Below are 12,913 nucleotides of genomic sequence, written 5' to 3'. Positions count from 1 at the left end.
AAAGACTTAGGATAATTAAAAGTACTTTTAATCATTAATTGTAAATTATTCATTATCCATTATCTTCATTATCTCTTCCACCACTTCATCTACCGATAAATCATTTGTATCTATCTGATGTTCTGTACAACTATATTTATCTGCTCTTTCTTCCATCATAGTCTTAATTTTCGCTAAGGGATCTGCTACCTCTAATAAAGGACGATTATTATCATGTTGAGTTCGCTCCAATATTACCTCTGCGCTAGCCTTCAATAAAATGACTATACCATTTTTCTTTAAATACTCAATATTTTTAGGGCATAAAACTACCCCTCCACCAGTAGCAATAACTTGATTATTATCTTTAGAGACCTCTGCTGTGGCTTTACTTTCTAAATCCCTAAAATATTTTTCACCATTTTCAGCAAAGATAGTAGGAATTGGCCTACCATCAATCTTAACGATCTCTTCATCCAAATCTACAAATTTATAATTAAGCCTTTCTGCTAACCTGTGTCCTATAGTACTTTTTCCTGTTCCCATAAAACCAATCAATGATATATTCATGCTACTATCTCTCCCTTACCATAGCAAGGTAATTTTCATAATTTGTTCTAATCTCTTCTATACTATCGCCACCAAACTTCTCTAAAAATACTTTAGCCAATTCAATAGCTACTACCGCTTCACCAACTACACTAGCTGCTGGTACAGCAGTTACATCAGAACGTTCTACACTAGCTTTAAACTCTTCTTTACTTTCTAAATCTATTGATGACAATGGTTTATATAAGGTTGGAATTGGTTTCATAGCAGCCCGTAATACAAGTGGTTCACCATTACTCATTCCACCTTCAATTCCACCAGCATTATTAGATTTTCGATAGAATCTATCTTCATAGAAAATTTCATCATGCACCTTAGATCCCCAACGTTTTCCTGCCTCAAAACCTAAACCAACCTCTACTCCTTTAATTGCTTGGATACTCATTAAAGCAGCCGTTAAGCGAGCATCTAATTTACGATCCCATTGGACGTGACTACCTAATCCTATAGGTAAAGCAGTGGTCCTAATTTCAAAAATCCCTCCTAAAGAGTTACCTTCTGTTTTACATTGATCAATCTCCTCAATCATCTGTTGAGTAACTTCCTTATCAACACATCTTAAAGGAGAATCTTCACTTCTTTCCCTAATTTCATCTAAATCAATATCCAACTCTTTATCTAAAGCAACTCTTCCTACTTGTAAGACATGACCTGCAACTTCAATACCAAAGTTTCTTAAAAAAGTCTTAGCAATAGCACCCACTGCTACTCTCATTGCAGTTTCCCTAGCACTAGCCCGTTCTAATATATTCCGAATATCTTCTTGATTATATTTTAAACTTCCTGCTAAATCAGCATGACCTGGTCTTGGCTTTGTAACTTTTGGCTTAACATGCTTAATTTTTGTTTCTTTTTTGATAGTAATCTCTTCTTGATCATATCCACTATTTCCAAAAGCCGCCATAACATCTTGCCAATTCTCCCAGTCATTATTCTCTATTTGTAAAGTTATTGGACTTCCTAGAGTTTTTCCACCTCTTATCCCTGATAAAATATTAATCTGGTCTGTCTCAATCTTCATTCGACCTCCACGACCATATCCTCCTTGCCTTCTCGCTAAATCTCGATCAATATCTTCCTTACTAATCTTCAAATTAGCAGGTATTCCTTCCAATATAGCTGTAATTGCTTTTCCATGTGATTCTCCTGCAGTTAAATAACGCATCTTTTTCTCCTCCTTATTACTACTCGACTTCTTTTCCATAGCTTTTTCTTTAAATTCTTGACTCCACAGCTTAATTCCTGTTTAAATCTCAATATTTTTAGATTTCATTGAAAACTACACTCTTTTTATTATTTAATATTTACTAATAGCTATATCTATACTTATAATTTCTGCTATTCTTGATTGCAAACATACTTATATAATAGATAAAACAGCAGTTTCGGCAATAGGAGATAGGTTTTTGGAGCTAGGTAAACCCTAATACCTAACCCCTAGAGCCTAACACCAAAGAAAGTATATTATTATCAAAACCTTTTACAATAATAGTTAACTGAGGTATAATATAAAAAAAGTTATAAAGGGAGAGATTACTATGTCCATTAAAAAAAATATTATGATACTAACATTAGTATTTCTTGTACTTCTCTTAATTTCCTCAAATAATTACCTTTTAGCTTCTGAAAAAGGAAACAACTTCTTATGGAAGGTATCATCAGGAAGTAATAACGTATATATTATGGGAGGAATTCATTTTGCTGATAAGAGATTAATTCCTTCATATAATAAAATTAAGCAAGTCTTTGATAAATCAGATTATTTAGTAGTACAAGCTAGGACAAATAACTTTAACCAAACTCAAATTCAAAGATCACTGATGTTAAAAGGTATCTATATTGATGGAACTACTTTAAAGGATCACATATCTAATCAGACCTACAGAAAATTAAACAATTCATTATCTAACTATAATTTAAATCCTATACAAATATATATGATGAAACCATGGTTAGCAGCATTAACCCTAACAAGTCTACAAATGGAACAAGAAAACCTTTTAGCAAAAAATAGATTAGATAAGTACTTTATAAAAAAAGCAAGCAATAAAAAAATATTAGAACTTGAACCCTTACCTTACCTAGTTAAGCTTTTAAGTAATCTAGATCCTAAAACTCAAAAGTTATTTTTATCTTCTACATTAGCGCAGGAAGGAAGCATTAAAAACTTTATGGAGCAAAACCTTAATTTTTGGGAAAAAGGTGATTTTGAAAATTTACAGCAATATTTTCTGAATACCCGTCAAGAACATCCTGAGTTCGAAAAATTATATACCCAATTCTGGGATAAAAGAAATCAAGCTATGGCTAGTAAAATAGAAGGTTATTTAAATTCTAATAAAAACTATTTTATACTTGTAGAAACAGGACATCTTTTAGGAGCTAAAGGAATCTTAAACCTACTTAAAAATAAAAATTATAAGATAACAGAACTTTAAAATAAAAAAAGCAGATCATCTGCTTTTTTTATTTTAATCCAAAAATCTAAAATAACCTTAATTATATCTTTAACTGATTATATTTAATTAATCTTAAACTATATTCTGCTCTACTATCTGAGAATAAAACCTCTTTATCCTTTATTCCTTTGATAATAAAACCATTAAATTTATCCCCTTGTTTAAGAAAATAGAGTTTGTTACCATCTCTTAAAATAACTAATTTATCTTGACCATCCTTAATTAAACCAGATATTTTAAACCTACTTCTTAATTCTACCTCAACTTTACTACTATAAGAATCAGAATGTGATTTATAACTAAATTCTACACCATTTTGAGACTTATTTGAAAAAGGAGAGTTGCGCATAATACTTTTACCAATGTAGTCCTTCCAATCTTCTAACTTAGTATATTGTTCTTCTTTATTATCTTTTCTTAGATTATTAGTAAATTCAATTTTATCCTTTTCTCCTCTAGCTACTTTAGAATTAGTCATATTACTATCAAAGATCAATAATTTCCCCCACAAAATAACAGCAACAATAAACAAGAATACTGCTATAAATAACTTAAACTTAATTACTAGCGGTGATAATTTATATTTATTATTTGATATGCTCACTACTAGATCCACCACCTTGATTAAATGAATAGATATGTAATAAAGTTTCTATCTCTAATTCTTGCTTATCATTCTTAGTTATAGCCAAACTAGCTATATTATATAATCGTTCTAATGATTCTAAATCCTTGAAAAAATTGATAATATCTTTATAACTTCCTGAAAATAATAATCTGATTGAAATTTGAATATATTCATCTTTTTTAACACTTCCCTGGGTATAAAAATTATCTAAATTGATATTATTCTTCATAATCTTTTTCTCAATTTCTCGCAAAAATTGATTAGTATTTGATTTTAGTGGTATTTGGCTATTAATTTTCTTATTTTCTTCAATAACCTTGTTTACTAAATCATTATCTTTAGACTTAAGTATAAAATCGTTAACTTTGTTAATCTTAAGCTTTCTATTTGTAATCTCTTCTTTTAAACTTTCTACCTTATTTCTTGTCGGACTAATATTAAAAAAATATAGACTAAAAGATAATAAGAAAAAAATAATTAAAGGAATTATTACAGACAATTTAGTCTGGTTTAGTTCAATCATAGCCCTACACTCCCCTTTATACCAAAGATTAGTTCATTTACCTGACTATCAGTAAAATTCATCTTCAAGTTTTTAAAATATGGATATTTCTCTAATCGCTTAAGTATGTTAATTGCTTTATGATCATTGGTAGTTTTAGCTATAATCTCTAAACTTTGATCTCTATTAATAACAAATTGCTCTAAAGAAGTATTTTTTGGTACTAAAAGATTAAGATCCTCTAAAATCTGTAGGTAACTAACCCTATTAGATAGCTTGGAAATTATACTTCTCTTTCTATCTATATCTCTTTTTTGATCTTTTAAAAACTCTTCTTTAGCCATCTCTTGGCTTAGAGCTTCTAATTTAGTATTAAGAGTGATAACACTCCTTTGATAATCTAAAATAGAGTACTGATAGTAAATTACTACTCCAATTAATAATAAAGACAAAAATAATGATACTATAATACTTCTTTTTCTATACTCCTTATATTTAATTCTCAATCGATATTCTTTTGGTATTAAATTCATTAAAAATCACTCCTCTTTAGAAAATAACCTTCTTAATCAATAGTCAATATTCTACTTGACTCATATTTAATATTTTCCTCTTTTATATGAATCAAGAAGGATACCGTAAAATTTTTAGATGAAGCTTTAATATAATCTGAAAGACTACTATAAGTCTTCTCACCAATTCCATTTATCTCAGTTAACTCTTCAATTCTATCAAAAGGACGATGATTAATAATTCTTTGGGCCAAAGAAGAGCTAATTCCAGTTAAAGATTCCAAGACTAATTTCTCTGCAGTATTAATATTTATCCTTTTATCAGAATGAATAGTAATATATCTTTTTATTTTCTGATAACTCGGGCTATTTACTTCACCTATACCTTTGACCTTTGTAATTTCTTCTATTGCTTTGAAATTTCTATTACTAATGATTTCTTGCGCTAATAAATCACCTACCCCTTGTAATGATTTTAAGATCTTCTTATCAGCCTTATTTATATTAATCTTACTACTTTCATCGACAATATCTTTAATTTCATATTTAATTGTTACACCATCTATTCGCAAAGTCTTCTTCTTAGACAATAAAGATAAATCCTTTTTTCTAATATATCCTTGTTTATTAACCTTTTCTTTTAAAGTTTCATAAATATCTTGTAATAATATATTAACTACTCCATTTATTAAGAAATGATCTTTTATAGCAGCTTCGTAATTTCTACTTATACAAAACTGATTATAAGATAAATTTAAAAGTACAGGAAAAATAATACTAAACATAGACAGGATTATCATTACAAAAATTAATGCATACCCATCTTCTTTCTTGAGCATTACCATCTAATCACCTAATTATAATTAACTTTAATTGCTGTTTTAAGTTTAAACTCTTCCTCTTTTTCTCCAGCCCCAATCTGAATATATAAAATATTATTTAAAAATTTGAAATCTAAATTTCTAACTTTATTACTGATAATATTTTGATCAGAGTCCATACATAATCCTAAGCCTTTCTTATAATAGATTTCTTTATATTCTCCTTCTTTATTTAGATAAATAACTTTAGAAGGATCTATCTCCTTTATATACAAGGAAGATTGAATATTATTATTTATTGTACTCATACTTATTCGTAATTCATCTTCTAGACTAGACTTTCTCTTATTGAAATTCCAACTATCCAATAAAAGCTGATTAATTAAAGCCAATTGAGATATTATAATAGAGAAGATAGCTAAAACTACAATTATTTCTATCATTGTATAAGCATTTTCATTGTTTGGATTAATCATTTATCCTCCTAGATAGAAGCAGTTATAAAAGTTATCAAATCAACTACTTCTCTTTTATGACAATAAACCTTAATTTGAACTTTTTTAATTCTCTCATTGATTCTAATAACATTAAACTGATATTTATAAGCTATAAATTCACCATTAAAGTTGATCAAACTACTACTAATCACATTATCAAAATCTTCATTTATCTCTTCTTCTAACTTTAGTCTAGCTAGATTGATTGCTATTGTCCTTTTATGTAATTCTTCTATCTGTTGATTTGTAGTAGATAAATATCCTATCATCGGTATTAAGAAAATACCTAAAATTGATATTGTGACTAATAGTTCAATTAAAGTAAATCCTGCTTGATTATTAGAACTAGTTAGCATTTCTCAACCCCTAATTTATATTTATTACTCCTGCATTGGAAGAGTAAACTATTTTTTTACTGCCATAACCTACCTTAATTAATTCTATACTTCCGTTATGATTGTCTAAATTTCCTAAAGTTTTAAAGAATATCGCCTTTCCTCCTTTATAACTTGGAAATGTAATATCACCAAATCTAATCTTATCCTCACTTAAACTTACTTCTTTAATAACTTTGCAATTAATTTTATCTTTAACTATCTGATATTTACTTTCTATTGGATAAAATATAATCCCATGTTTAATTTTACTTACTATAGACTGTTGTCTAGCCCATTGTAAATCACTTATCAATTGATTAAGCTCAGTTGTCAAAGTAAAATAGTTTACATAATTATTAATTTTAGGATAAGAAATTGAAACTAAGATAGATATAATAGCAATTACAATCATTACTTCTATTAAAGTAAATCCATTTATTTTAGTTAACATTTATTTACCCTTTCTAAATAACAGATTTAAATTAAGAACTATGATTGTATAATACCCATCATCGATAAAAATATAACTAGAAATCCTTATTATCCCAAATAACATCTGTTATAATTGCTTGATTGCGCTAAAAATTATAATATGCTAAAATATAAAAGATATAAGATTCTGGCTAATCGCTATTATTTTTATAAACTCTAAACCCAAACCTACCCTAAAACTCTTCATCAAGCTTTAATTTATTCTAAGGAGGATAAAAATGTTAAAAAAGTTTATAAGTTATTATAAGAAACATTTCAAATTATTTATTTTGGATATAAGTAGTGCCTTCATTATGTCAGGAATTGACTTAATCTTTCCTTTCTTTATTAAAGAAATGATTGATAAACACTTTCCTAGACAGAATTTTTCAATGGTCTTTAATATTATCTTAATCTTATTAGGACTCTATATTTTAAGATTTGTACTACAACATATTGTCCATCATTGGGGACATGTTGTCGGTATTAGAATGGAAACAGATATGAGAAGAGATTTATTCTCTCATTTACAAACTTTAGATTTCAAATTCTATGATGATAATAAAGTTGGGTATTTGATGTCTCGAATTACTAATGACCTGCTTAATATATCGGAATTGGCTCACCATGGTCCTGAAGACTTATTTATATCTACTGTTATGATCTTAGGATCTTTTATTATCTTAATAAATATCAATTTAAAATTAGCATTATTAACCTTTATTATGATTCCGATTATGATTCTATTCTCTTTCAAATTAGGAAAAAGAATGCATCAACACTTTAAAACTAATAAAGAAAGGTTAGGAATCTTAAACTCAGAGATCGAAGATAGCTTAAGTGGGATCAGAGTAGTTAAATCTTTTACTAATGAAGAAGTAGTTAAGAAGAAATTTAACAGAGTTAATAATAATTACTGTAACTCAAGAGAAACTACTATGAAAACAATGGCTGATTTTTATGCTAGCATGAATTTCTTTAGTAATATGATCGTCTTAATAACCTTAGCTGCTGGTGCCTATTTCATCAAAAAAGGTGAGCTAACAACAGGGCAATTAGTTGCTTTTATCTTTTATGTTAAGATGTTTATGGAGCCTATCAAAAGGCTAGTAAGCTTTAATGAACAATTCCAAAAAGGAATGGCAGGATTTCAAAGATTTACTGAATTAATGGCTATCAAAACAGAGATTAAAGTGAATGAAGATGCTAAAAAATTAGAAAATATTAAAGGGAATATAAAATATTCTAATGTCTCCTTTGGATATAATCATCATAACAAGGTGTTAACAGGTATTAATATTAGTATTAATGCAGGAGAGACCGTTGCCTTTGTTGGTCCTTCGGGGGCAGGTAAATCTACTTTATGTAAGTTACTACCTAGATTCTATGATATTGATAAAGGCGAAATTTTGATTGATAATCTAAATATTCAAAATCTTAGCTTAGATTCATTAAGAAAGAATATTGGGATTGTACAACAAGATGTGTTTCTCTTTAATGGCACAATCAAAGAAAATATTCTCTATGGAAGCTTAGATGCTACTCAAGAAGAGATTATAGAAGCAGCAAAAGAAGCTAACGCACATGAATTTATTATAAATCTAGAAAATGGATATGATACTAACATAGGTGCGCGTGGTGTCAAATTATCTGGTGGACAGAAACAGAGGATTTCTATTGCCCGCTCATTCTTGAAAAATCCACCTATCTTAATTTTAGATGAAGCTACTTCTTCTTTAGATAACGAAAGTGAAAGAATCATTCAAAAATCTTTAGCTAGATTATCAAAAGATAGAACTACTTTAGTAATAGCTCATCGTTTATCTACTGTTAGAAACGCAGATAAGATTATAGTTTTAACTGATAAAGGTATAGTTGAGATAGGAAAACATGAAGAATTATTAGATAAAACAGATGGGGTATATAGAAAGTTATATACCAAACAATTTAGTTTAGTATAATAAACAATCCCTTGGCTTTTTAGGCCAAGGGATTGTTTATTAAGCATGATTTTTCTTATCTCTTTTATCTTTTACTTGCTTAGATTTTAATGATTTAGCAGCTCTACTCTTACGTGAATTATATACACCCAATTTATAATATCCATTTGCATTACTAAACTGAGGATTGTTAAGTACATTAACCTCAACAGGCAACATCTCACTTAATTTATCTCCAACTATTCTAGCACCACCACCACATAACAAGACAGATCTTGTTCTATATAGTTGTTGATCCCAGGTTTTAGTGATTTCATCATAAACCTTCTGAGCAAATTGATTAAACCCTTTTTTACAATTCTCAATTACATTATATTCCTTACCTTTCCAAAAGATATTTTCTTCTCCTTTAAGATAATTTTGAGCAATTAAATTATATGGTATGTCATCTCCTAAATTTTCTGCTACATTTTTAAAAGAATTAGACATTCCATATTGAATTCCTATATCTGTACCAACTATTGGCTCCATCCCTTCAGAAATAAATGCATCTACTGTTTTACCACCAATATCAATTAAACCAAATCTAGAATTTGCCAATTCATCATTAGAAGGGCTTCCTTCCAATGTTAATGCTTGATCATAATAAGCTCCAATTCCTTGAGGTACACAAATAACATTCTTAATTTCTATTTGGGTAATTTTATCACTTTTAGATAATTTATATTCAAAGCTTTTATCTTTAAAAACTTTTATCATCTTATCTCTATATTGGTTATATTTCTCTACATTTAGTCCTAAAACCAGATTGTTTATTTTAACCTTATCATCGTCAGTAAATAGAGAGATTCCAGCTAAAAATTTAACAATTTCAGATGGTTCTTGAAATTTTTCATCAGAGAAATTTTTGGTACCACCTCGTGCATCTTGGCTTACTGCATAATCTCCTACATAATATTCCTTTCCTTGGTATTCAATAATCATCTTTTCTTTATTAAATGTTACATTATTAGAAATTTTGCTAATACTAAAAATAGAGAAATTGGATACTGGATCCGGTTGATGGGTTACTGAAGGAAATAATACTTTATCCTCCTCACCAGGACCAACAACAATCTTTACACAATCATAGCCATTGTCAAAACCTACTACATCAAAAACCTTCATTTATTTTCCCCCTTAAGAATATTTTAATAACTAAGTAATCTAATCAAATTAAAAATCTTTATAAATTAATATAATTTCATTAATTTTCATCATTATTAAAATAATACTCTCCAATTCCAATATCAAAATTCAATATGTCATCATCTTCTGAATTTTTATCTTCCAAACTTTTATTTGATTCTTCCTCTACTAACTCTTTAGCTAATTCTTCCAATAATGCTTTTTCTGCTTCTTCTGCTTCTTCTGCTTCTTCTGCTTCTTCTGCTTCTTCTACTTCTTCTACTTCTTCTACTTCTTCTACTTCTTCTACTTCTTCTACTTCTTCTACTTCTTCTACTTCTTCTACTTCTTCTACTTCTTCTACTTCTTCACTAGAGGCCATCTCCTCTTTAGCAATTATATCTTTTCTTAATTCTTCTTTATTATTAAGCATATCCATTTTGAACTTCTCTTCATTAATTACCATTTTAAGTCCTTGACTAAACTTCTCTTTTACCAAATTACAATAAATAACTACAGAAATAAATATACTCCAAGGAATAGAAATAGAAAGATAAGCAATTGATAATAAATTCGCTAATAGATTTGTCTTTGCCAAAGTAAATAATACTACAATAGGAGGTAAATTAAGTGTCAATAAAATTAGTAATAATATAGTCGATTCCAATATATTTTCTTTAGTTAAAATATGACTTCTTTCAATTCCATCCAAAGCTCCAGCCTTTTCATCTACCATGAAATGAAGTGTAAATATTAATCTACTAAATATATAGATTCCAATAACCGCTACAATTAAATTAGATATCAGCAGATTTATTTTATTCAAAAAGAACTTTGGAAAATATGCAAATATTCCTCCAGCTAAGATTACTACCAGCAATGAAAATATTTGTCCAATTGTCTCATTGGAAAAGATATCTGAAAATTTGATCTTCTCCTTCTTCTTATTATATATATCTAAAGAATATCTGACTACATAATAGATTAATAAGGAGAAAATTAAGATTAAAAATCCAATTATAAAATCATCAACGATGGGGATTGGGTTATTATTCCAAAGGAATAATGTTAATATCAATGTTATAAAGATCCCAACCATACTTTTTACAAAAAATGATATATTTACCATAAACATTTTTAAAGCAGCAAATATTTTAGAAGTTATTTTAGGTTTATTCTTTGCCATACTTGATTCCTCCTATTATGTTATTGAATTTATAAAAATGAAAATTTAAACTCTTTTAGATATTTTATTCTTCAAATATGATATTTTTTCCTTCTAAAATTAAAAATAAATATCAATAATAGTTAAAAAATATCATTTATGCAATATAAAAGAATCATTTTTGATCTAAGTTGGACTAATAAAATTTATCTTCTATTCTACAAATAAATAACATAATAATATTAGCAGACATATAAAATAGTATTAATTATATTACATAATTACTAAGGGAGGATCTGATAATGTATGCCTGTCCAATATTATTTATCGCTAATAAAAGTTTAATAAAAAAACAGAGAAATTCCGATGATATTATATGTGCTAGTTCCTGCCAAAAAGAATGTATTTGGTTTGATAATAAAAAAGAAGGATGTATTATGTTAAAAAATCCAAATAAATCTTATATTAAAAAGACTCTAGGCTGTATCTAAGCTAAAAAATAAGTTTGATTCATTAATTTTTTCTAATCTTAGTAAAATAATTTGTAGAGGTGGTATAATGTCAGAACAGCTTTATTCTAAAGAACCATTCTTTCAAATAATAGAAAATAAGCGAGATTATACAGTGGTTGTTGAAAAGAAAGTATATAAAATTAATGCAATTGGAAGTTGTACTTATTTGGGGGACAGCTCTATAGTACCTCCTAAAAATAAAAAAATATCTTTCCAAAATGCTCCTTCTGCTATCAAAAATAAAATTTTTGGCATACTAGAAAAATACTATGGATATTAAAAAACTCCCAGGTTTAAACCTGGGAGTTTTTCTAATATTTTAATCCTTTCTCTAACGCCTCTCTCATTACTGCTATAGGGGCATCTTTTCCAGTCCAAATCTCAAAAGCTATTGCTCCTTGATAAAGTAACATCCCTAATCCACTAACAGCTTTAGCTCCTGATCTTTTAGCAGCCTTTAATAAGACTGTATCTAGTGGGTTGTATACTAAATCATAAACAAGAAGATCTTTATGCAATGAACCAGTACTTACTACTGGCTTTACATCAACCTTTGGATACATCCCTACCGGTGTTGCATCTATTAATAAATCTACTTTGCTAACAGTTTGATTTAAATCTATAGCATCAATAATTTCTACCTTAGCAATATTTAATTTATTAGAAATATCCTTTGCTAAATTCTGAGCAAGCTCGAAATTTAAATCAGAGATATACAATTCACTAATCCCTTCTAAAGCCAATTGAAAAGCAACAGCTCTTGCTGCTCCACCAGCTCCAATTAATAAAGCCTTTTTGGACTTAGGGTCAAAGTTACCCTCTTCTCGTAATGACCTGATAAAACCCCGTCCATCGGTATTATATCCAATTAACTTCCCATCTCTATTCTCAATTGTATTTACTGCTCCTATCAACTTTGCCTCTTCTGATAATTCATCTAAATAAGGAATAACTTCTTGCTTATGAGGAATCGTTACATTAACTCCTCTAAGATTCATTCCCCTCATTCCATTTACCGCTTCTTCTAGATTCTCTTTTTTTACAGCAAAAGGTAAATATAGATAGTTTAAATTTAATTCTTTAAAGGCATTATTGTGCATAGCAGGTGATAAAGAGTGCTCAACAGGATAACCAAACAACCCTGTTACTTTCATCTCTGCTAAATTCCCTTCTAATATAAGCTTCTCCATACTAACTCCTCCTCTAATTAAGTCTTCCATTTACAATATTCAGGAGGAAAACAATTCCCCCATTCATACTTCGCTACAGTTAAC

The 12,913-nt window shown here is 28.4% G+C and carries 16 protein-coding genes; 4 read left to right on the top strand and 12 right to left on the bottom strand.

Annotated features, from left to right (window positions below):
- Positions 1–45: 45 nt before the first annotated feature.
- Positions 46–549: a shikimate kinase gene (locus tag OREMA_RS0114310; protein WP_018249932.1), complete on the bottom strand. Its 504-nt coding sequence runs from the start codon at positions 547–549 to the stop codon at positions 46–48.
- A gap of 4 nt (positions 550–553) precedes the next feature.
- The gene (gene aroC, locus OREMA_RS0114305) at positions 554–1,753 is read right to left on the bottom strand and encodes a chorismate synthase (protein ID WP_018249931.1); all 1,200 of its coding nucleotides are present in this window, start codon (positions 1,751–1,753) and stop codon (positions 554–556) included.
- 373 nt (positions 1,754–2,126) lie between these two features.
- Between aroC and OREMA_RS0114300 the strand changes: the two genes are divergently transcribed.
- A complete protein-coding gene (locus OREMA_RS0114300) occupies positions 2,127–3,026 on the top strand; it encodes a TraB/GumN family protein (RefSeq protein WP_018249930.1) in 900 nt (299 codons plus the stop codon).
- 61 nt (positions 3,027–3,087) lie between these two features.
- On the opposite strand, the gene OREMA_RS0114295 is transcribed toward OREMA_RS0114300, so the two are convergent.
- The 7 genes from OREMA_RS0114295 to OREMA_RS0114265 are packed head-to-tail and all read right to left on the bottom strand — an operon-like array spanning position 3,088 to position 6,835.
- A complete protein-coding gene (locus OREMA_RS0114295) occupies positions 3,088–3,651 on the bottom strand; it encodes a hypothetical protein (protein ID WP_018249929.1) in 564 nt (187 codons plus the stop codon).
- Positions 3,635–4,198 (bottom strand): type IV pilus inner membrane component PilO, encoded by a 564-nt coding sequence (locus OREMA_RS0114290; RefSeq protein WP_018249928.1) that lies wholly within the window; start codon positions 4,196–4,198, stop codon positions 3,635–3,637. Before OREMA_RS0114290 ends, OREMA_RS0114295 begins: the two co-directional genes overlap by 17 nt.
- Positions 4,195–4,710: a PilN domain-containing protein gene (locus OREMA_RS0114285; RefSeq protein WP_018249927.1), complete on the bottom strand. Its 516-nt coding sequence runs from the start codon at positions 4,708–4,710 to the stop codon at positions 4,195–4,197. The genes OREMA_RS0114290 and OREMA_RS0114285 overlap by 4 nt, the downstream gene beginning before the upstream one ends.
- 32 nt (positions 4,711–4,742) lie before the next feature.
- A complete protein-coding gene (locus OREMA_RS0114280) occupies positions 4,743–5,528 on the bottom strand; it encodes a helix-hairpin-helix domain-containing protein (protein WP_169331537.1) in 786 nt (261 codons plus the stop codon).
- Positions 5,529–5,542: 14 nt separating this feature from the next.
- Positions 5,543–5,986 carry a type II secretion system protein gene (locus OREMA_RS0114275; RefSeq protein WP_018249925.1) on the bottom strand — a complete coding sequence of 148 codons (444 nt, stop codon included), beginning with the start codon at positions 5,984–5,986 and terminating at the stop codon, positions 5,543–5,545.
- A gap of 8 nt (positions 5,987–5,994) precedes the next feature.
- Positions 5,995–6,363, bottom strand: coding sequence for a type IV pilus modification PilV family protein (locus OREMA_RS0114270; protein WP_018249924.1), 369 nt, complete (start codon positions 6,361–6,363; stop codon positions 5,995–5,997).
- A gap of 10 nt (positions 6,364–6,373) precedes the next feature.
- Positions 6,374–6,835 (bottom strand): pilus assembly FimT family protein, encoded by a 462-nt coding sequence (locus tag OREMA_RS0114265; RefSeq protein ID WP_018249923.1) that lies wholly within the window; start codon positions 6,833–6,835, stop codon positions 6,374–6,376.
- A 259-nt stretch (positions 6,836–7,094) separates the two neighbouring features.
- Here OREMA_RS0114265 and OREMA_RS0114260 point away from each other — a divergent pair, with 259 nt between their 5' ends.
- Positions 7,095–8,816, top strand: a complete 1,722-nt coding sequence (locus OREMA_RS0114260; RefSeq protein ID WP_018249922.1) for an ABC transporter ATP-binding protein — start codon at positions 7,095–7,097, stop codon at positions 8,814–8,816.
- 39 nt (positions 8,817–8,855) lie between these two features.
- On the opposite strand, the gene OREMA_RS0114255 is transcribed toward OREMA_RS0114260, so the two are convergent.
- Together OREMA_RS0114255 and OREMA_RS18945 are read right to left on the bottom strand one after the other, a co-directional pair.
- Positions 8,856–9,962, bottom strand: coding sequence for a ParM/StbA family protein (locus OREMA_RS0114255; protein WP_018249921.1), 1,107 nt, complete (start codon positions 9,960–9,962; stop codon positions 8,856–8,858).
- Between the two features lie 79 nt (positions 9,963–10,041).
- Entirely contained in the window at positions 10,042–11,148 is a 1,107-nt protein-coding gene (locus OREMA_RS18945; protein ID WP_018249920.1) for a hypothetical protein, read from the bottom strand.
- Positions 11,149–11,429: 281 nt separating this feature from the next.
- Here OREMA_RS18945 and OREMA_RS0114245 point away from each other — a divergent pair, with 281 nt between their 5' ends.
- Positions 11,430–11,618, top strand: a complete 189-nt coding sequence (locus tag OREMA_RS0114245; protein WP_018249919.1) for a hypothetical protein — start codon at positions 11,430–11,432, stop codon at positions 11,616–11,618.
- A gap of 67 nt (positions 11,619–11,685) precedes the next feature.
- Positions 11,686–11,919, top strand: coding sequence for a hypothetical protein (locus tag OREMA_RS0114240; RefSeq protein WP_018249918.1), 234 nt, complete (start codon positions 11,686–11,688; stop codon positions 11,917–11,919).
- Between the two features lie 31 nt (positions 11,920–11,950).
- On the opposite strand, the gene OREMA_RS0114235 is transcribed toward OREMA_RS0114240, so the two are convergent.
- Positions 11,951–12,829, bottom strand: coding sequence for a shikimate dehydrogenase (locus OREMA_RS0114235; protein ID WP_018249917.1), 879 nt, complete (start codon positions 12,827–12,829; stop codon positions 11,951–11,953).
- Positions 12,830–12,913 lie beyond the last annotated feature (84 nt).

Origin of the sequence: Orenia marismortui DSM 5156 (genome assembly GCF_000379025.1) — a bacterium.
Lineage (GTDB): Bacteria > Bacillota > Halanaerobiia > Halobacteroidales > Halobacteroidaceae > Orenia > Orenia marismortui.
This window is presented reverse-complemented; position numbering and strand designations above follow the sequence as displayed.